General features: G+C 74.0%; 17 protein-coding genes and 1 riboswitch. All 17 genes read right to left on the reverse strand.

What is annotated here, in order from left to right:
• Position 1 precedes the first annotated feature (1 nt).
• The 17 genes from ACN27G_RS17325 to pyrF all read right to left on the reverse strand — a co-directional run bounded on the left by ACN27G_RS17325 (position 2) and on the right by pyrF (position 18,586).
• A complete protein-coding gene (locus ACN27G_RS17325; RefSeq protein ID WP_421493845.1) occupies positions 2 to 1,309 on the reverse strand; it encodes a bifunctional 3,4-dihydroxy-2-butanone-4-phosphate synthase/GTP cyclohydrolase II in 1,308 nt (435 codons plus the stop codon).
• Positions 1,306 to 1,935: a riboflavin synthase gene (locus tag ACN27G_RS17330; protein WP_421493846.1), complete on the reverse strand. Its 630-nt coding sequence runs from the start codon at positions 1,933 to 1,935 to the stop codon at positions 1,306 to 1,308. The genes ACN27G_RS17325 and ACN27G_RS17330 overlap by 4 nt, the downstream gene beginning before the upstream one ends.
• A gap of 4 nt (positions 1,936 to 1,939) precedes the next feature.
• Entirely contained in the window at positions 1,940 to 3,001 is a 1,062-nt protein-coding gene (gene ribD / locus ACN27G_RS17335; RefSeq protein ID WP_421493847.1) for a bifunctional diaminohydroxyphosphoribosylaminopyrimidine deaminase/5-amino-6-(5-phosphoribosylamino)uracil reductase RibD, read from the reverse strand.
• Positions 3,002 to 3,162: 161 nt separating this feature from the next.
• A riboswitch (FMN riboswitch) is annotated at positions 3,163 to 3,335 on the reverse strand.
• Positions 3,336 to 3,416: 81 nt separating this feature from the next.
• A complete protein-coding gene (locus ACN27G_RS17340) occupies positions 3,417 to 4,424 on the reverse strand; it encodes a GGDEF domain-containing response regulator (RefSeq protein ID WP_421493848.1) in 1,008 nt (335 codons plus the stop codon).
• Positions 4,421 to 5,101 (reverse strand): ribulose-phosphate 3-epimerase, encoded by a 681-nt coding sequence (gene rpe / locus ACN27G_RS17345; RefSeq protein ID WP_421493849.1) that lies wholly within the window; start codon positions 5,099 to 5,101, stop codon positions 4,421 to 4,423. Before rpe ends, ACN27G_RS17340 begins: the two co-directional genes overlap by 4 nt.
• Positions 5,098 to 7,233 (reverse strand): xanthine dehydrogenase family protein molybdopterin-binding subunit, encoded by a 2,136-nt coding sequence (locus tag ACN27G_RS17350; protein WP_421493850.1) that lies wholly within the window; start codon positions 7,231 to 7,233, stop codon positions 5,098 to 5,100. Before ACN27G_RS17350 ends, rpe begins: the two co-directional genes overlap by 4 nt.
• Positions 7,234 to 7,347: 114 nt before the next feature.
• On the reverse strand, positions 7,348 to 8,943 hold the full coding sequence (locus ACN27G_RS17355) for an RsmB/NOP family class I SAM-dependent RNA methyltransferase (protein WP_421493851.1): 1,596 nt from the start codon (positions 8,941 to 8,943) through the stop codon (positions 7,348 to 7,350).
• Entirely contained in the window at positions 8,940 to 9,866 is a 927-nt protein-coding gene (gene fmt, locus ACN27G_RS17360) for a methionyl-tRNA formyltransferase (protein ID WP_421493852.1), read from the reverse strand. The genes ACN27G_RS17355 and fmt overlap by 4 nt, the downstream gene beginning before the upstream one ends.
• 7 nt (positions 9,867 to 9,873) lie before the next feature.
• Positions 9,874 to 10,494, reverse strand: coding sequence for a peptide deformylase (def, locus tag ACN27G_RS17365; RefSeq protein WP_421493853.1), 621 nt, complete (start codon positions 10,492 to 10,494; stop codon positions 9,874 to 9,876).
• 147 nt (positions 10,495 to 10,641) lie between these two features.
• Positions 10,642 to 11,625 (reverse strand): AAA family ATPase, encoded by a 984-nt coding sequence (locus ACN27G_RS17370; RefSeq protein WP_421493854.1) that lies wholly within the window; start codon positions 11,623 to 11,625, stop codon positions 10,642 to 10,644.
• Positions 11,626 to 11,868: 243 nt separating this feature from the next.
• A complete protein-coding gene (locus ACN27G_RS17375; protein WP_421493855.1) occupies positions 11,869 to 13,833 on the reverse strand; it encodes a primosomal protein N' in 1,965 nt (654 codons plus the stop codon).
• A gap of 59 nt (positions 13,834 to 13,892) precedes the next feature.
• Positions 13,893 to 15,086 (reverse strand): methionine adenosyltransferase, encoded by a 1,194-nt coding sequence (gene metK, locus ACN27G_RS17380; protein WP_421493856.1) that lies wholly within the window; start codon positions 15,084 to 15,086, stop codon positions 13,893 to 13,895.
• 87 nt (positions 15,087 to 15,173) lie between these two features.
• Positions 15,174 to 16,379: a bifunctional phosphopantothenoylcysteine decarboxylase/phosphopantothenate--cysteine ligase CoaBC gene (gene coaBC / locus ACN27G_RS17385; protein ID WP_421493857.1), complete on the reverse strand. Its 1,206-nt coding sequence runs from the start codon at positions 16,377 to 16,379 to the stop codon at positions 15,174 to 15,176.
• A gap of 19 nt (positions 16,380 to 16,398) precedes the next feature.
• Positions 16,399 to 16,662, reverse strand: a complete 264-nt coding sequence (rpoZ, locus tag ACN27G_RS17390; protein WP_101366725.1) for a DNA-directed RNA polymerase subunit omega — start codon at positions 16,660 to 16,662, stop codon at positions 16,399 to 16,401.
• A gap of 53 nt (positions 16,663 to 16,715) precedes the next feature.
• A complete protein-coding gene (locus ACN27G_RS17395; RefSeq protein WP_421493858.1) occupies positions 16,716 to 17,228 on the reverse strand; it encodes a guanylate kinase in 513 nt (170 codons plus the stop codon).
• A 26-nt stretch (positions 17,229 to 17,254) separates the two neighbouring features.
• On the reverse strand, positions 17,255 to 17,572 hold the full coding sequence (gene mihF / locus ACN27G_RS17400) for an integration host factor, actinobacterial type (RefSeq protein WP_101366727.1): 318 nt from the start codon (positions 17,570 to 17,572) through the stop codon (positions 17,255 to 17,257).
• 171 nt (positions 17,573 to 17,743) lie between these two features.
• Entirely contained in the window at positions 17,744 to 18,586 is an 843-nt protein-coding gene (pyrF, locus tag ACN27G_RS17405; protein ID WP_421493859.1) for an orotidine-5'-phosphate decarboxylase, read from the reverse strand.
• Positions 18,587 to 18,625: the final 39 nt, after the last annotated feature.

Here is an 18,625-nt window from a genome sequence, read left to right on the forward strand (position 1 = left end):
GTCACGCCAGCCTTTCCGTCATCGTCGGGAACTCCGCCGTCTTCGGGAGCTCCGTCAGCTCCGCGAGCTCCGTCAGCTCCCCGGCGTCGGCCGGGGTCTCCAGATCGTCCAGCAGGTGTCCCATCCGGTCCCGCTTGGTCCGCAGGTAGCGGACGTTCTCCGGTGTCGGACGGACCGGCATCGACTCCCGGCCGACCACGGTCAGACCGTAGCCCTCCAGCCCGGCCCGCTTGGCCGGGTTGTTGGTCAGCAGCCGCATCGAGCGCACCCCGAGGTCGTGGAGGATCTGCGCGCCGGTGCCGTAGTCCCGGGCGTCGGCGGGCAGGCCGAGCTCCAGGTTCGCGTCCACGGTGTCCCGGCCGCGGTCCTGCAACTGGTACGCCTGGAGCTTGTGCAGCAGCCCGATGCCGCGCCCCTCGTGGCCGCGCATGTAGAGGACCACTCCGCGCCCCTCGGCCGCGACCCGGGCCAGCGCGGCGTCGAGCTGCGGGCCGCAGTCGCAGCGCAGCGAGCCGAAGACGTCCCCGGTCAGGCACTCGGAGTGCACCCGTACCAGCACGTCCTGCCCGTCGCCGAGATCGCCGTAGACCAGGGCGATGTGCTCGGCACCGTCGTGGTGCACCCGGTAGCCGAGCGCCCGGAACGGCCCGTACGGCAGCGGCAGCCGGGCCTCAGCGACCTGCTCGACCTGCCGGTCGGTACGCCGCCGGTAGGCGATCAGGTCGGCGATGGTGATCAGCGTGATGCCGTGCTCGGCGGCGAACGTCGCCAGGTCGGGCAGGCGCATCATGCTGCCGTCGTCGTTGACCAGCTCGCAGAGCACCCCGGCCGGCCGGAGCCCGGCGAGCCGGGCCAGGTCCACGGCCGCCTCGGTGTGCCCGGGGCGGCGCAGCACCCCGCCGGCCCTGGCCCGCAGTGGCACGACGTGACCCGGCCGGCTCAGGTCGGTGGCATCGGTGCCCGGGTCGGCGAGCAGCCGGATGGTGTGTGCCCGGTCCGCGGCGGAGATGCCGGTGCTGATCCCCTCCCGGGCGTCCACCGTCACCGTGTACGCGGTGCCGCGCCGATCCTGGTTGGTGTGGTACATCGGCGGCAGTTCGAGCCGGTCGCACTCCTGCTCGGTCAGCGGCACGCAGATGTAGCCCGAGGTGTGCCGGACCATGAACGCGACCAGCTCGGGGGTGGCCCGCTCGGCGGCGAAGATCAGGTCGCCCTCGTTCTCCCGGTCCTCGTCGTCGACCACCACCACCGGGCGCCCGGCGGCGATGTCGGCCAGCGCCTGCTCGATGGTGCCGAATTCGCTACTCATGCCACGGCCTCCAGTCCGTCCACCGGCAGTCGCCCGCCGGTGCTCAGCAGTCGTTCGACGTACTTGGCGAGGACGTCAACCTCGAGGTTGACCGGGTCCCCGACGCTCTTGCGGCCGAGTGTGGTCGCGGCCAGCGTGGTCGGGATCAGCCCGACCGAGAAGGTCTGCGGGGTCAGCGCGGCGACGGTCAGCGACACCCCGTCGACGGTGATCGAACCCTTCTCCACGACATAGCGGGCGAGGTCCGCGGGAAGGCCGAAGGTGACCGTCTCCCACTGCTCGGCCGGCTCCCGGGCGACGACCTCGGCCACCCCGTCGACGTGCCCCTGCACCAGGTGCCCGCCGAGCCGGCTGCCCAGCGTGGCGGCCCGCTCCAGGTTGACCGGGTCGCCCGGGCGGAGCGCCCCCAGTGCCGTACGCCGGAACGTCTCGCCCATCACGTCGGCGGTGAAGGTGTCGCCGTCGGTCGCCACCACGGTCAGGCAGACCCCGTTGACGGAGATCGAGTCGCCGTGCCGGGCGTCCGAGGTGACGACCGGGCCGCGGACCGCGACCAGGGCGGAGTCACCGCCGGTGTCGTCCCGCCGGACCAGCTCGCCCAACTCCTCCACGATTCCGGTGAACACTGCTTCAGCCCTCCGTCTTCCGGGGATACGCGGTGACCCGCAGGTCGGGTCCGACCGGTGTGATGTCGGTGAACTCCAGGTCGATGACCTCGGAGATGGTGCGCGGGCCGGCGTCGGCCAGCGCCGGCGGGCCGGCGCCGAGCAGTTTCGGGGCCAGGTAGCCGACCACCCGGTCGACCAGGCCGGCGGCGAGGAAGGCGCCGGCCAGGGTGGGGCCGCCCTCCAGCAGCGCCGCCCGGACCCCGCGCCGGTAGAGCTCGGCGAGCAGCTCGATCAGCTCGACCCGGCCCTCCGGGCCGGCGCCGACCTCCTTGGCGGTCGCCACCCAGGTGGGTGCGGCGCCGTCCCGGACCCGGGCGTCCAGCGGGGTACGGCCGGCGCTGTCCACCACGACCCGCAGCGGCTGCCGGATGGCGAGGGTGCCGTCGCGCAGGTTCCGCACGGTGAGTCTCGGGTCGTCGGCGAGGACGGTGCCGACCCCGGCGATCACCGCGTCGACGGTGCCGCGCAGCGCGTGCACGTCGATCCGGGCCGCCTCGGAGGTGATCCACATGCTGGTGCCGTCGGCCGCCGCGATCCGGCCGTCCAGGGTGGCGGCGTACTTCCAGGTCAGGTAGGGCCGGCCCCGCCGTACCGCGGTGAGCCAGGCCAGGTTGCCGGCCTCCGCCTCGGCGGCCCGGATCCCGACCTCGACCTCGACGCCGGCCGCGCGCAGCCGCTCGATCCCGCCGGTGGCGACCGGGTTCGGGTCGGTGACCGCCACCACCACGCGGCGGACCCCTGCCGAGATCAGCGCCTCGCTGCACGGCCCGGTACGGCCCGTGTGGTCGCAGGGCTCCAGGGTGACCACGGCGGTGCCGCCCCGGGCCCGCTCGCCGGCCTGGGCCAGCGCGACGATCTCGGCATGCGGCCCGCCGGCGTAGGCGTGGAAGCCCTCGCCGACGACGTGGCCGCGCGGGTCGACCAGGACGCAGCCGACCAGCGGGTTGGGGCTGGTCGTGCCGAGGCCGCGGGCGGCCAGTGCGATAGCGCGGCGCATCGCCTCGTCGGCGGAGACGCCCCCCATGCCGTTCCCTTCCCTCGCCCGTCGTCGTGTCGCGCGGGCGGGGTGTGGGAGGCGTGGCCGGTCGGATGACCGGGCGTGCGGCGGGGAACGTGGGGGACGGCACGGCCGACCCCGAAGGGAACCCGGTGCGGCGCACGCCGCCCGGTGGACCCGTCCGTCCCGCGCGCTGTCTCCCATCCGGACTGTCTGGGTGCGGAAACTGCCCGCCCCCAACCGTCGGCCCCGGATTCTCACCAGGTCCACCGGGCGGCCGAGGCCGACCGGGTCGCGGGCTTACCGGGCCTGGGCCCGGATCACCGCCGGTTCGGAATTACACCGAGTCCCGCCAGCGCGTGGTGGGTACCAGTCGAGTCTTACACGGAACCGGGCCGCGCGGGCCCGCGAGGCGACCGACCTCACAGCGACGTGACGGCTGTCACTTCGCTCCGCGCCGCCGCTCCCCCGCCTCCGCCGCCGGCACCCCGGGGGTGCGCCGACGGTCCATCGCCACGTACGACCCGGGCTGGCTCTTCGCCACCGTCTTCATCTCGGAGGCGGCCGCGATCACCTCGAGCGGATCGGTGAAGCGCCGCTCCGACACCGAGAGCGAGACCCCGATCGAGAGGGTGACCAGGTGGGCCCGCTGGATGTTGCCGCGCCGGTCCTTCAGCTCGACGTAGCCGCGCTTGGCGTCCTCCGGGTCGTAGAGCTCGTCGGCGGTCTTCTCGAAGTCGACCACGGCCCGCTCGGTGAGCGGCCGGACCTGCTCGGGGGCGCAGACGATCACGAAGTCGTCGCCGCCGATGTGCCCGAGGAAGGCCGGGGGCAGCCCGACCGAGACCACCGCCCGGTGCAGGCTGCGGGCCAGGGCGCTGATGAACTCGTCGCCCCGGACGAAGCCGTACCGGTCGTTGACGCTCTTGAACCGGTCGATGTCGATGTAGCCGACCGCGTAGTCGACGCCGCTGCGGACCCGGTCGCCGATCTCGCGGCGGACCCGGGTGTTGCCGGGCAGCCCGGTCAGCGGGGAGACCTCGCGGAACTCCTTGTTGCGGCGCAGGGTGGAGCTGATCCGGGCGATCAGCTCGGCGTTGTCGAAGGGCTTGACCAGATAGTCGTCGGCGCCGGCGGTGAGGCCGTGCACCTTGTCCACGGTGAGTCCCTTGGCGGTGAGCATGATCACCGGCAGTGCCGAGGTCATCGGGTTGGCCCGCAGCCGGCGGGTCAGCTCCAGCCCGTCGATCCGGGGCATCCGCAGGTCGACCACGACCAGGTCGGGGCGACGCTGCTCGATCACCTCCAGCGCCTCCTGGCCGTCGCTGGCCTGCGCCACGTCGAAGCCGTGCAGCCGGAGGTTGAACGAGACGAACCGGACGATGTCCTCGTCGTCGTCGACCACCAGGATCAGGTCGGGCCGCTCCTCGGCGACCCCGTCGACGCTCATGCCCCTGGCAGGGCGCGCTCGGCGAGCCGCCGCAGCCGGGTCACCGCCGCGGCCGGGTCCGCCGCGCCGTAGACGGCGGTACCGGCGACGAACGCGTCCGCGCCGGCCGCCGCCGCCTGCTCGATGGTGTCGGCCGCGATCCCCCCGTCGACCTCGATCCGCAGTTCGAGGTGGCCGGCGGAGGCGTGCCGGCGGGCGGTGCGGACCTTGTCGAGCATCTCGGGGATGAACCGCTGCCCCCCGAAGCCCGCCTTGATAGTCATGATCAGCAATGTATCGAAGCTGGGCAGGAGGTCAAGGTACGGTTCGATCGGGGTGTCCCGGTCGATCGCCAGCCCCGCCTTCGCCCCGGCCGAACGGAGATCCTTGGCCAGCGGGACCGGGTTGTCGCATGCCTCGACGTGGAAGGTCACGTTGTAGGCGCCCGCGTCGGCGTAGCTCGGCGCCCAGCGCCGCGGATCGTCGATCATCAGGTGCACGTCGAACGGCAGCGAGGTCGCCGCCAGCAGGCTCTGCACCACCGGCAGCCCGATGGTCAGGTTGGGCACGAAGTGGTTGTCCATCACGTCCACGTGCAGCCAGTCCGCCGCGGACTCCACCGCCGCGACCTCGTCGGCGAGCCGGGCGAAGTCGGCGGCGAGGATGCTGGGCGCGACGATCGGCGCTGGTACGGTCACCGCGCCAGTGTACGAACGCCCGCCACGGTCCCGAAGAACCGGTCCGGGGTGATCGGCAGGTCCCGGACGCGTACCCCGGTGGCGTGGTGGACGGCGTTGGCGATCGCCGCGGCGGTGCCGACGATGCCCAGCTCACCGATGCCCTTCGAACCCATCGGGTTGACGTGCGGGTCCTCCTCGTGCAGCGTGTGCACCTCGACGCAGCCGACGTCGGCGTTGGTGGCGATGTGGTACCCGGCGAGATCGTGGTTGACCACGTGCCCGAAGCGGGGGTCGAGCACGCACCGCTCGTGCAGCGCCATCGAGATCCCCATGCTCATCCCGCCGAGCAACTGGGAGCGGCCCGTCTTCGGGTTGATGATCCGCCCGGCGGCGAAGACGCCGACCAGCCGGGGCACCCGGACCTCCCCGGTCGCCTCGTGCACCCGGACCTCGGCGAACTGGGCGCCGAAGGCGTACATCGAGAGGCGCTCCATCTCGGGATTGTCCGGCATCTCGGCGCTCGCCTCGATGCCCTGCGGCGGTACCGCGCCGACGTGTTCGGCGGCCGCCCGGGCCCGCAGCCGCCGGGCCGCCTCGACCACCGCGCTGCCCCACGAGGTCATCCCGGACGAGCCGCCGGCCGCGATCGCCGGTGGCAGCTCCGTGTCGCCGATCCGCAGGTCGATCCGGCCGACCGGCGCCGCCAGCGCGTCGGCCGCGATCTGTGCCAGCGTCGTCCAGGTGCCGGTGCCGAGGTCGGCGGCGCCGATCGAGACCGTGTACCGGCCGTCCGGCTCCAGCCGGATCGTCGCCGTCGAGCCGGGCATCCGGTAGACCGGGTACATCGACGCGGCGACCCCGGTGCCGACCAGCCAGCCGCCGGCCGCCCGGCGTACCCCGGGAGCCGGGTCCCGCCCGGCCCAGCCGAAGCGGCGGGCGCCGTCGCGCAGGCAGGCCACCAGGTTGCGGCTGGAGAACGGCCGGCCCAGCTCGGGATCGACCGGCGGCTCGTTGGCGATCCGGAACTCGACGGGATCCTGCCCGCAGGCGATCGCCATCTCGTCCATCGCCGACTCCAGTGCGTACATCCCGGGGGTCTTGCCCGGGGCGCGCATGATCGTCGGCACCGGCACGTCGAGCGGGACCATCCGGTGCGTGGTGCTACGGTGCGGCGCCGCGTACATCACCCGGGTCGGCGTGACGCTCTGCTCGGCGAACTCCTTGATCCGGGCCGTCTGCTGCACCGTCTCGTGGCCGACCGCGACCAGCCGGCCGTCCGGCCCGGCACCGAGCCGGACCCGCTGGATCGTCGGGGTGCGGTAGCCGACCTCGGCGAACATCTGCTGCCGGGTGAGCGCGAGCTTCACCGGCCGGCCGGGCACGGCGAACGCGGCCAGCACCGCGAGTACGACGTCCGGATGGGTGTGCAGCTTGCCGCCGAACGCGCCGCCGACGAACGGCGAGCTGATCCGGATCCGCTCCGGTTCGAGCCCGAAGAGCGCGGCCAGCGACTCCCGCAACCGGTGCACCCCCTGGCTGGCGACGTGCAGGACGAGCCGGTCGTCGACCCAGATCGCGATCGTGGCGTGCGGCTCGATCTGGGCGTGCTGCTGCCACGGGGTGGTGTACGTGGCGTCGTGGCGTACCGCCGCGCCGGCCAGTGCCGCCTCGGCGTCGCCGTGGATGCTGTCGGTGGCGAAGCCGCCGTTCATGACCTCCGGGACGTACCGGTCCGGGTGGTCGGCCCGCAGCAGCACGTCGTGCGGCTCCGCCCGGTAGTCGAACCGGACCAGGCCGGCGGCCCGGCGCGCCACCTCGGAACTCTCCGCCACGACGCCGCCGACGATCCGCCCCCGGTACGGCACCTCCGGCGTCTGCAGGATCGCCACCTCCGGATCGTCGAGGGAGGCGAGCCGGCGTGCGTTCTCGTGCGTCAGCACGGTCAGCACGCCCGGATCGGCCAGCGCGGCCTCGGTGTGCACACCGACGATCCGCCCGACGGCGACGGTGGCCTGCACCGGATGGAGATAGACCGGCCGGTCGACGGGGTGTTCGTAGGCGTACCGGGCGGTGCCGGTGACCTTCGCCGGTCCGTCGGACCGGTCCAGTGGGGTGCCGATGGCCCGGCCCGGCAGGGTGATCCCGTCCACACCAGCAATGTAGGGACGCGAACGGCCCCGCCGGCCGGGTTCCGCCGAATTCGTCCGGCCGCGGGTGGCTCTTCGGCCGCCGAGCGGTGGCTCGGCCTCGGGGCGCCGGCCCGGTCAGCCCCGGCGGAGCACGGCCAGGAACATCGCGTCCGTGCCGTGCCGGTGCGGCCAGAGCTGCACGGTCGGGCCGTCGCCGAGGCCGGGCATGCCGGCCGGCAGCAGCGGGCGGGCGTCGACGAAGTCGACAGGCACCCCGGAGCGCCGGGCTCCCTCGGTGACCGAGACGTGCGTCTCCACCACGTGCGGCGAGCAGGTCACGTATCCCACCACCCCGCCCGGGCGGACCGCCCGGAGCGCGGCACCGAGCAGCTCCCGCTGCAACCGGGTCAGCGCCGGCAGGTCGGAGGGCTGGCGGCGCCAGCGCGACTCGGGGCGCCGCCGGAGCGAGCCGAGGCCGGTGCAGGGCGCGTCGACGAGCACCCGGTCGAAGCCCTGCTCCGGCAGGTCGCCGTCCCGCCCGACGGCGCGCCCGTCGGTGGTCAGCACGGTCACCGGCAGCCCGCGTACCGCCTGGGAGACCAGCCGGGCCCGGTGCTCGGCCACCTCGACAGCGGTCAGCCGGGCACCCCGCTGCGCGGCCAGCGCGCCGAGCAGGCCGGCCTTGCCGCCCGGCCCGGCGCAGAGGTCGAGCCAGCGCTCGTCGGTGCCGTCCAGGTCGGCGGCGGCGAGCGCGGCGGCCACCAGCTGGGAGCCCTCGTCCTGGACGTGCGCCCGGCCGTCGGTGACGGCGGACAGCTCGCCCGGGGCACCGCCGGGCAGGTAGACGGCGTACGGCGAGAAGGCGCCCGGCGCGCCGCCCACCTCGTCGGCGAGCGCGACCGCGTCCGCCCGGCCGGGACGGGCGCAGAGGTGCACCGGCGGGCGCTGGTTGTCCTCGATCAGCAGCCGGGTCGTCTCGCCGACGTCGCCGCCGAGCGCCTCGGAGAACGCGCGCACGATCCACGGCGGATGGGCGTAGGTGAGGGCCAGGTGGCCGACCGGGTCGGTCTCGGCCGGCGGGGCCAGCTCGGCCAGCCAGGTGTCGGCGTCCTTGCCGGCGACCTCCCGCAGCACCGCGTTGGCGAAGCCGGCCGCGCCCGGGGCGAGCGAGCGCACCAGGTCGACGGTTGACGAGACGGCGGCGTGCGGCGGGACCCGGGTGTGGAGGAGCTGGTAGGCGCCGAGCCGCAGCGCGTCCCGGGGCTGCGGGTCGATCCGGGCGACGTCCCGGCCGGCGGCGGCGGTCAGGATCGCGTCCAGGGTGCCCCGGAGCCGCAGCGTGCCGTAGGTCAGTTCGGTGGCGAAGGCGGCGTCCCGGCCGTGCAGCCGCCGGTCGCGCAGCATGGCGGGGAGGACGAGGTTCGCGTACGCGTCGTCCCGGTGCACCGCCTCGATCGCCTCGTACGCCACCTGCCGGGGCAGGTCCACCGCCGGGCGCCCGGGACGGGACCGCCCGTCCCGGTCCCGCTGGCCGCGTCCCCGGTCGCCCCGGTCACGGTCGCCGCGTCCCCGGTCGCCCCGGTCACGGTCGTCGCGTCGCCGGTCGGCGCCGCCCCGCGCGCGGTCGCGGTCGTCGCGGCGGCGGTCGGCGCCCGTCCGTGGGCGATCGTCGCGGCCCTGGGCGGCGCCGGCGTGCCCGGTGCTCCCCGCCCGGTCGATACGCTCGCTCATCCGACATGCTCCCCGCCGGCCACCCGCACGCCCCGGGCCCAGTCCGGCGCCGCCATGGCCCGCTTGCCGGCCGCACGGACCTCGCCCAGCTCCACGGGTGTGGTGGCGGTGCCGGCCAGCACCCGGCCGCGCTCGACCAGCAGCTCACCGGGCTTGAGCTCCGGCCCGTTGCCGACCGGCCGCACCGGGCCGAGCTTGACCCGGTCGCCCCGGAACACGGTCCAGGCACCGGGCGCCGGGGTGGCGGCGCGGACCCGCCGGTCCACCGCGAAGGACGGCTCCGACCAGCGGACCTCGCCGTCCGCCACGGTCAGCTTCGGTGCCAGCGACACCCCGTCGGCCGGTTGCGGCACCGCCCGCGCGGTGCCCTGCCCGATCGCGTCGAGGACGGCGACCAGCAGCCCGGACCCGCTGGCCGCCAGCCGCTCCAGCAGGTCGCCGGAGGTGTCGGTGGGCCGGATCTCCTCGGTCACGGTGCCGAAGACCGGCCCGGTGTCCAGCCCGGCCTCCAGTTGGAAGACGCTGGCGCCGGTGACCTGGTCGCCGTGCAGCACGGCGTGCTGCACGGGCGCGGCGCCGCGCCAGGCGGGCAGCAGCGAGAAGTGCAGGTTGACCCAGCCGTGCGCGGGGATCTCCAGCGCCTCCGGCGGCACCAGCGCGCCGTACGCGACCACCGGTACGCAGTCCGGGGCGAGCCGGCGGAGCCGGTCGAGAAACTCGGGCTCCCGGGGGCGGGCCGGGGTCAGCACCTCGACGCCCCGCTCGTCGGCCCAGGCGCCGACGGGTGAGCGGGCCAGCCCCCGGCCCCGGCCGGCGGGGGCGTCGGGCCGGGTCAGCACGGCGATCAGCTCGTGCCCGGAGGCGTCGATGGCGTCCAGGGCGGGCAGGGCGACGGCCGGCGTACCGGCGAAGATCAGGCGCACGTCCGCGTCACCGGCCCAGGCCGAACGGGCTCGCCGGGTGCTCCGCGCCGCCGAGCCCCAGCCTGGCGGCGAGGCCCTGGCGGCGGTCGGCCGGGGTGTCGTGCGGGCTGACCTTGACCACGGGCGGGGCGTCCCGGTCGTACCAGTCGGCCTGCCGGATCGCCTTCATCGCCTCCTTGCGCCCCTCGGCGTCGAGGCGGTCGAGGAAGAGCACCCCGTCGAGGTGGTCGGTCTCGTGCTGCACGCAGCGGGCCATCAGCCCGGTGCCGACGATCTGCACCGGGTCGCCGTATCCGTTGAAGCCCTTGGCCACGACGTTGAGCCGGCGCCTGGTGTCGAAGTAGAGCCCGGGGATGGAGAGGCAGCCCTCCGGGCCGTCCTGCTCATCCTCGTCGGGGAAGTCCAGCACCGGGTTGACCAGGTGCCCGAGCACGTCGTCGACGTCGAAGGCGAACACCCGCAGGCCCACGCCGAGCTGCGGCGCGGCGAGGCCGGCGCCGTTCTGCTCGCGCATCGTGTCGGTCAGGTCGGCGACCAGTTTGCGCAGCTCGGCGTCGAAGTCGACGACCGGTTCGGCCGGGGTGCGCAGCACCGGGTCCCCGAAGAGACGGATGGGCTGGACGGTCACGCGGGACGGCTCCTTCATGGCTGGGATCGGTGGTGCCCCGCCCAGTCTACGGGCGCACCGGACGAACGACCGGTACGCCGGCACGCCCCGGCCGGCGACGGGGACGGGTGGCAGCCGCCGGAGGAACCGGGGAGTGATCTGCCCCGGTCAGCCCTGGTTGCCGGGCTCACCGGCGAGGACGGCGTCGGTGCGCTCCAGGACGTGGTCGGGGAGCGGAAGCTGGGTGCCGTGCGCCGCGTCCCAGTCGTAGATCACACTGACCCCGACCTCGGCCCGGAAGTATTCGACGGCGCTCAGCCCGCCGACCACCGGCTCGTCGCACTCGGCCACGAGCTGCCCCGGCACCACCCGGAAGCCGTTGCGCAGCGCCGCGCTGAGTCGCCGGTGGCCGTCGACCACGAAGAACTTCTCGCCGGTGTAGCCGATCCGCAGCGGCTCCAGCGCCTCCTCGCCGGCCTGCCCGATCTGTGCCACGTCGTCCGACTCCCAGAGGCCGCGCAGCCCCTGGATCTCCTGGGTCGGATAGATCCGGGAGGGGTCGAGCAGCAGCAGCGGCGGTGAGTCGCGCAGGATCTGCTGGCCGAAGGAGCCCTCGTAGGCGGCGATGATGTGCTGCACCACCTCGTCCGCGGACGCCCTGGTGCTGTCGCAGATCAGGTCGTAGTTGCGCAGTTTCGCCTTGTCGACGCCGTACCGGACGAGGAAGCGGCTCCGCTCGCTCTCGCTGCGCTCGTGGAGCTTGGCCCGCGCCTCCTCGATCGAGGTGTAGCTCTCCGCCGGCCCGGACGGGCGGGCGAGCACCCGGCGCGCCGCCTCGGTGGGCTCGGTGATCATGTGAATCTTGAGGGCGTCCTTGAAGAAGTGCCAGGCGAGCCGGCTGTCGACGATCAACTGATCGCCCGAGGCGGCGATGTCCTGCTGTAGCTGGTCGACGTAGCCGTCCACCGCCTGGTCCAGCTCGGCGTGCAGGTTGAGCTGGAGCGCCGTCATCTTCCGCTGCTGGGCCATCTCCCGGTAGAGGTCCCCCACGCTGACCCGGCGCAGGCCGAGCCGCCTGGCCAGCTCGATGGAGACGGTGCTCTTGCCGCTGCCAAGATCCCCGTTCAGGACGATCGACTGATGACCGGTCACGGCCTACCCACCCCTGATCCCAGGCTATTCAAGATCAATAGTATGTACGCCGAACCGGCGCGGTCACTCTCCGTCACGCCTTCCACTGGAGCATGAGCGGCGATGGTATCACCCGAAACCTGGCCCACCGGTCGGACTCCCGGTCCGTCCACCGTGCTGGGTACCCGTTGGCGACCGTAGCCGAAACAACCCTCCGTGGCGGGTTCTCGGTCAGCATCCGGTCAGAATCAGGGACACCGCCCCTCAGAAGATGTCGTGCGGGTCGACCTGGATCCGTACCGGCTGGCCGGCCTTGCGGGCCGTCCGCACCGCCGCCGCCTCGTGCAGGGCCGCCGCCAGCGCCGCCGCCTGGGCGCGGGGCACCCGGACCAGCATCCGCTCCTGCCCCTCCGGGGCGGGCACCGGGCCGAGCAGCTCGGCGGCGGGCGGCAGCCGGGCCGCCTCGACCAGGTCCGCCACCGCCACCGCCACCCCGGTCAGGCTGGCCATCCGGGCCGCCGGCGGAAACCCCAGCTCCCGCCGCTCGGCCAGCTCACGGCCGGCGAACCAGCCCGGGTCCCAGCGCAGCAGCGCCTGCACCGGCGCCAGCGCCCCGTCGGCGACCACCACCACCCGGCCACCGGCGGCACCGGGGCGGGCCAGCGCCGCCGCCGCCAGCCAGCGGCGCAGCGCCTCCTCCCCGGCCCGCAGGTCGGCCCGGGTCAGCAGCGCCCAGGAGTCGAGCAGCAGCACCGCGCCGTAGCCGCCCTCGGCGACCGGCTCCGCACCGGGGGTCGCGATCACCAGCCCCCCCTCGCCGGGAACGGTCGCCAGCACCTCCTCCCGGCCCGAGGTCCGCACCGGCACGTCGGGAAACGCCCGACCGAGTTCCTCGGCCGTCCGCCGGGCACCCACCACCGCGGCCCGGAACCGCCGCCCACCGCACTCCGGACACGCGTAGCCGGCGGCGACCCGGGCACACCACCGGCAGGTCGGAGCGGCGCCGGCCGACCGCAGGGCGAGCGGACCGGCGCAGTGCGGGCACCGGGCCGGGGTCCGGCACTCCGCACAGGCCACCGCCGGCAGGTAACCGCGCCGGGGCACCTGGACCAGCACCGGCGCGCCGGCCTGGAGCGCCGCCCGGGCCGCCTCCCAGGCCAGGCTCGGCAGCCGGGCCGAGGCCGCGGCCGGATCCCGGGCCAGTTGCGGGTCGTCGCCGGTCGGCGTGATCCTCGGGGTACGCGACCGCAGCGTCGACCGGTCCGCCACGATCTCCCGCGCCCAGCCGGTCTCGACCAGCAGGCGCGACTCTGCGGTGCGGGCGTACCCGCCCACCAGCACGGCGGCGTTACCGAGCTGGGCGCGGGTGAGCAGCACCTCCCGGGCGTGCGGGTACGGTGCCCGGGGTTCGGCGTGCAGGTCGTCCCCGTCGTCCCAGATCGCCACCAGCCCGAGCTCGGCGACCGGGGCGAACATCGCCGCCCGGGTGCCGATCACCACCGGGACCCGGCCCCGGGAGGCGGCGAGAAAGGCCCGGTAGCGCCGGGCCGGCCCGAGCGCGGCGGAGAGCGCCACGTGCCGCCCGGCGCCGAGCAGCCCGGTCAGGGCGGCGTCGAGCCGGTCGAGGTCACGGGCGTCGGCGACCACCGCCACCGCGCCCCGGCCGCCGCGTACGGTCGCCCCGACCGCCTCCGCGAACCGGGCCGCCCAGTCCTCGCCGGGCAGCGCCGACCAGACCGCCCGGGGCGCCCGGCCCCCGGCCAGGGCCCGCAGGTAACCCGGCCCGGCCGGATAGCTCCACCAGCCCGTCCCGGCCCCCTCCTCCACCGGTCGGGGCGGCGTTCCGGCCGGACCGACCGCCGGCTCGGGCGGCGCCTCGGCGGGACCGGCCGGCGGGGGTGGTGCGGCGGGCTCGCGTTCGACCCGGGCGTGCCGGGGCGGGATCGCCAGCCGCAGCACGTCGGAGAGGTTGCCGGCGTAGCGGTCGGCCACCGCCCGGGCCAGCCGGGCGATCTCCGGGCTCAGCACCGGCTCCGCCGAGACCAGCCGCTCCAGATAGCTGAGCCGGCCGTCGTGCGCGGAGAGCCCGGCCCGCTCCAGGATCCAGCCGTCGACGAGCTGGCCGGCGAAGCGCACCCGGACCCGGGTGCCCGGTCCGGCCTGCTCGGACAGCTCGGCCGGGACCAGATAGTCGAAGGCCCGGTCCAGGTGGGCCAGGGGCACGTCCACGCAGACGCGAGCGACCGGCAGCCCTTCGGCGGGCTGCCGGTCGCTGCGCTTGCCGGTGGTCAGGCTCCCGCGGCCGACTTGAGGTCGGCGGCGCGGTCGGTGCTCTCCCAGGTCAGGTCGGGCAGCTCGCGCCCGAAGTGGCCGTAGGCGGCGGTCTGCCGGTAGATCGGGCGGAGCAGGTGCAGGTCCCGGATGATCGCCGCCGGGCGGAGGTCGAAGACCTCGGTGACCGCCCGCTCGATCCGGTCCACCGGCACGTTCTCGGTGCCGAACGTCTCGATGAAGGTGCTCACCGGGTGCGCCTTGCCGATCGCGTACGCGACCTGGACCTCGCAGCGCTCGGCCAGCCCGGCGGCGACCACGTTCTTCGCCACCCAGCGGGTCGCGTACGCCGCCGAACGGTCGACCTTGGACGGATCCTTGCCGGAGAAGGCCCCGCCGCCGTGCCGGGCGTACCCGCCGTAGGTGTCCACAATGATCTTGCGGCCGGTCAGCCCCGCGTCGCCCATCGGGCCGCCGATCTCGAACCGGCCGGTCGGGTTGACCAGCAGGCGGTAGCCGTCGATGTCGAGGCCCAACTCCTCCAGCTCGGGGGCGATGACGTGCTCACGGATGTCGGGGGTCAGCAGCGACTCCAGCGAGATGTCGGCGGCGTGCTGGCTGGAGACCACGACCGTGTCGAGCCGGACCGGGCGCAGCCCGTCGTATTCGATCGTGACCTGGGTCTTGCCGTCCGGCCGCAGGTAGGGGATCGTGCCGTCCTTGCGGGTCGCCGAGAGCCGGCGGGCGAGCCGGTGTGCCAGGGCGATCGGCAGCGGCATCAGCTCCGGCGTCTCCGAGCAGGCGAAGCCGAACATCATCCCCTGGTCACCGGCGCCCTGGGCGTCCAGCGCGCTCTCCGACTCCCCGGCGCGCAACTCGATGGCGCTGTCCACGCCCTGCGCGATGTCCGGCGACTGGGAACCGATCGAGACGCTGACCCCGCAGGAGGCGCCGTCGAAACCCTTCTTCGACGAGTCATAGCCGATGCCGAGGATCGTCTCGCGGACGATCGCCGGAATGTCGGCGTACGCCTTCGTGGTCACCTCGCCAGCGACGTGCACCTGACCGGTCGTGATGAGAGTTTCGACCGCGACCCGGCTACGCGGATCCTGGTCCAGCAGCGCGTCGAGGATGCCGTCGCTGATCTGGTCAGCGATCTTGTCCGGGTGGCCTTCCGTGACCGACTCCGAGGTGAACAAGCGACGTACCACGGTGCTCCTAAAGATCTCGAATGCGGTTTGCGCGGCAGTGTAGTTCCCGCCGCCTGGTCGCTGACCTGTGCCGGCAGGTCAGCCCGGTCATGACGAGCCGGTTAAGCGCGTTACTACCAGATCCCAGACGCCGTCGGCGAGATCTTCCTTGGATTGCTCAGGAAACGCCGTCTTCGAACCGTCGGCGCCGAGGACGACGGCAGCGTTGTCGTCGGCACCGAACACCCTGTCGGGGCCCACCTCGTTGACCACGATGAGGTCGGCGCGTTTGCGGGCCAGCTTCGCCCGGGCGTTCGCCTCGGCGTCGCTGGTCTCGGCGGCGAAGGCGACCAGCACCTGCTCCGGTCGCCGCCGCTCGCCCAGCTCGGCCGCGATGTCGGGGTTGGCCACCAGCTCGACGGTGAGCGTGCCACCCCGGCCCGCCTTCTTGATCTTGTCTGGAGCGTAGGTCGCCGGCCGGAAGTCGGCGGGCGCCGCCGCCATCACCACCACGTCCGCCCTCCCGGCCGCCTCCAGAGTGGCCTTCCGCAACTCCTCGGTGGTCGAGACCCGGACCACCTCCGCGCCGGCCGGGTCGGGCAGCGCCACGTTCGCGGCGACCACCGTCACCCGGGCCCCCCGGGCGAGGGCCGTGCGGGCGAACGCGTAGCCCTGCTTCCCCGACGACCGGTTGCCGAGGAAGCGCACCGGATCGAGCGGCTCCCGGGTCCCGCCCGCGGTGACCACCACCCGGCGACCGGCGAGGTCGCGGGGCTCGTCGACGCCGCGGGTGAGCACCCGGCGGGCCACCGCGAAGATCTCGGCCGGGTCGGGCAGCCGGCCCCTGCCGGTGTCGACGCCGGTCAGCCGGCCGCTCGCCGGCTCCAGCACCAGGACGCCCCGGCGGCGCAGCGTGGCCACGTTCTCCACCGTCGCCGGGTGCTCCCACATCTCGGTGTGCATCGCCGGGGCGAGCAGCACCGGGCAGCGGGCGGTCAGCAGGGTGTTGGTCAGCAGGTCGTCGGCGAGCCCGTGCGCGGCCCTGCCCAGCAGGTCTGCCGTTGCCGGGGCGACGACCACCAGGTCGGCGCCCTGGCCGAGGCGCACGTGCGGCACCTCGTGCACGTCGGCCCAGACCTCGTCGGCGACCGGTTGGCCGCTCAGCGCCGCCCAGGTCGGCGCGCCGACGAAGCGCAGCGCGGCAGCGGTCGGCACGACCCGGACGCGGTGCCCCGACTCGGTGAAGAGCCGGAGCAGCTCGCACGCCTTGTAGGCGGCGATGCCGCCGCCCACCCCGAGTACGACAGCGGTCATCGGCGACGCCCGAGGGCCCCTACGGCTGGTCGGTCGGCTCGGCGGTGAGCAGACCCGCGTTGATCTCCCGCATCGCGATCGAGAGCGGCTTCTCCTGCGGCGTGGTCTCCACCAGCGGGCCGACATACTCCAGCAGGCCCTCGCCGAGCTGGCTGTAGTAGGCGTTCACCTGGCGGGCACGCTTGGCGGCGAAAATCACCAGAGCGTACTTGGAGGTGGTCTTCTCGAGCAGCTCGTCGATCGGCGGGTTGGTGATGCCTTCGGGACTGGCGATGGATCCCACGGGGACAAACCTCGGTGTCTCTCGACCGCTGCGGCGGTCGGGTCGGAGCCGAATCAGGTCGGCGTCAGAAAGGACGAACCGAGCAAGCCTACCAGTTCGTCGGCGGCCCGCCCGAGGACGTCGTTCACGACCGTCGCGTCGAATTCCCGACCGGCGGCACCGGCCTCCGCCCGGCTCGGGGCGAGGTAGACCAGCCGCGCGGACGGCATCGCCGCCCGGATCTGGCGGGCACCCCCCAGGTCGATCGGGAGCAGCACCGGCCGGCCGGCCGAGAGCCGGATCAGCACCGGCTCACGTGGTGTCCCGTACCGGTGGGCGCCAATGTCCGACCACTCCAGCAGCTCTCCGCCGTCGCACAGTCGGGCGAATTCGCCCCGGTCCACGAAGCGATAGTGCATGCCGTCGATCTCGTACCGGCGGCGGGGGCGGGTGGTTACCGCGACCGGCGACCACACACGTGGAAAACGGCCCCGGACGAGCCGGGTCACGCTGTCCTTGCCGGCCCCGGAGGGACCGGCAAGGACCGTGAGACGAGCCGCTGGGCGGACATCGTCATGCGTACCCACTGCTTGTTTCTACACGGCGAGTGGAACTAGTTCGCCGAGAATTCCCCAAGCAGTGCCTTCCGCTGCTGCTCGCCGAGGCCACGGAGGCGACGGCTGTCGGCGATCTTGAGCTTCTCCATGATCTGGGTGGCTCGGATCTTGCCGATTCCCGGCATGGCCTGAAGTACGGCCGACACCTTCAGCTTGCCGACGACGTCGTCCGACTCCGCACGGTCGAGGACGGCGGCGAGGTTGGTCTTGCCCTGCTTGAGCTCTTCCTTGAGCTTCGCCCGGGCCTTGCGGATCTCCGCGGCCTTCTCCAGCGCGGCTGCGCGCTGTTCGGGGCTCAGTTGGGGGAGCGGCACCAGTTCTCCTCAGGTCCCTATCGCGACGGGCTGGACGCGCCGTCGCATCTGTGAAACGTGGTGTGCCTGGAAACCAAAGGGGTATGTGGTTCCCAGCGCGGGGAAAACTAGCGGCCAACGGAGGTTTCGGCAACGTGGGCGCGCCATGATCATGTCAGCGTAATCACGAGATCACTGACCGGCAACGGTCAGCGCGGCCCGGCAGTCGGCCAGCGCACGCTCCGCCGCGGCCCGCAGCGCCGCCGGCTCCGGGCCCGCGCCGAGCACCTCCCGGGAGTACGACGGGAGCACCCGGCGCAGCTCGCCGCCGAAGACCGTACGCAGGTCCCCGGCGCGTCCGCCCTGCGCCCCGAGGCCCGGAGCGAGCAGCGGGCCGCCGACTCCGGAGAGGTCGTGCCCGGTCCCGCCGACGGTGGCGCCGACCACCAGCCCGAAGCTGCCGAGCGGCTCGGCACCCGCGTTGAGCTGCGAAATCTCTTCAATGATCGTCTGCGCGACGGTGCGACCGTCCGGCCCGACCGCGCGCTGCACGCCGGCACCCTCGGGGTTCGAGGTGAGCGCCAGCACGAAGACGCCGCCACCGTGCTTGCGCGCCGTGTCGAACATCGGAGCGAGCGAACCGACCCCCAGGAAGGGGCTCGCGGTGATCGCGTCGACATACATCGGGCTGGATGGATCGAGGTAGGCGTCGGCGTACGCGGCGACCGTCGAGCCGATGTCGCCGCGCTTGACGTCAAGCAGAACGAGCGCGCCCGCGCCCCGCAACTGTCGGATAATTGACTCAAGTACGTCGACCCCGCGCGCGCCGAACCGCTCGAAAAAGGCCGACTGCGGCTTGACCACCGCCACCCGGTCGCCGAGCGCCTCGACCACGGTCCGGCTGAACCGGGCCAGCCCGGCGACGTCGTCGGGCAGGCCCCACCGGGCCAGGAGCGCGGGGTGCGGGTCGATGCCCACGCAGAGCGGTCCGCGCTCCGCCATCGCCCGGTGCAGCCGGCTGCCGAAGGTCTCCATCTCGCCTCTCTCCTCTCCGCCCGCCCGGCGCACCGGAAC

The sequence above is a fragment of the Plantactinospora sp. WMMB334 genome (assembly GCF_049179095.1).
Lineage (GTDB): Bacteria > Actinomycetota > Actinomycetes > Mycobacteriales > Micromonosporaceae > Plantactinospora.

Excerpts from the sequence above, each read along its gene's own strand:
- ACN27G_RS17325 (WP_421493845.1), bottom strand. The coding sequence starts at position 1,309 with ATGAGTAGCGAATTCGGCACCATCGAGCAGGCGCTGGCCGACATCGCC.
- ribD (WP_421493847.1), bottom strand. The coding sequence starts at position 3,001 with ATGGGGGGCGTCTCCGCCGACGAGGCGATGCGCCGCGCTATCGCACTG.
- ACN27G_RS17340 (WP_421493848.1), bottom strand. The coding sequence starts at position 4,424 with ATGAGCGTCGACGGGGTCGCCGAGGAGCGGCCCGACCTGATCCTGGTG.
- ACN27G_RS17355 (WP_421493851.1), bottom strand. The coding sequence starts at position 8,943 with ATGAGCGAGCGTATCGACCGGGCGGGGAGCACCGGGCACGCCGGCGCC.
- coaBC (WP_421493857.1), bottom strand. The coding sequence starts at position 16,379 with ATGACCGCTGTCGTACTCGGGGTGGGCGGCGGCATCGCCGCCTACAAG.
- pyrF (WP_421493859.1), bottom strand. The coding sequence starts at position 18,586 with ATGGAGACCTTCGGCAGCCGGCTGCACCGGGCGATGGCGGAGCGCGGA.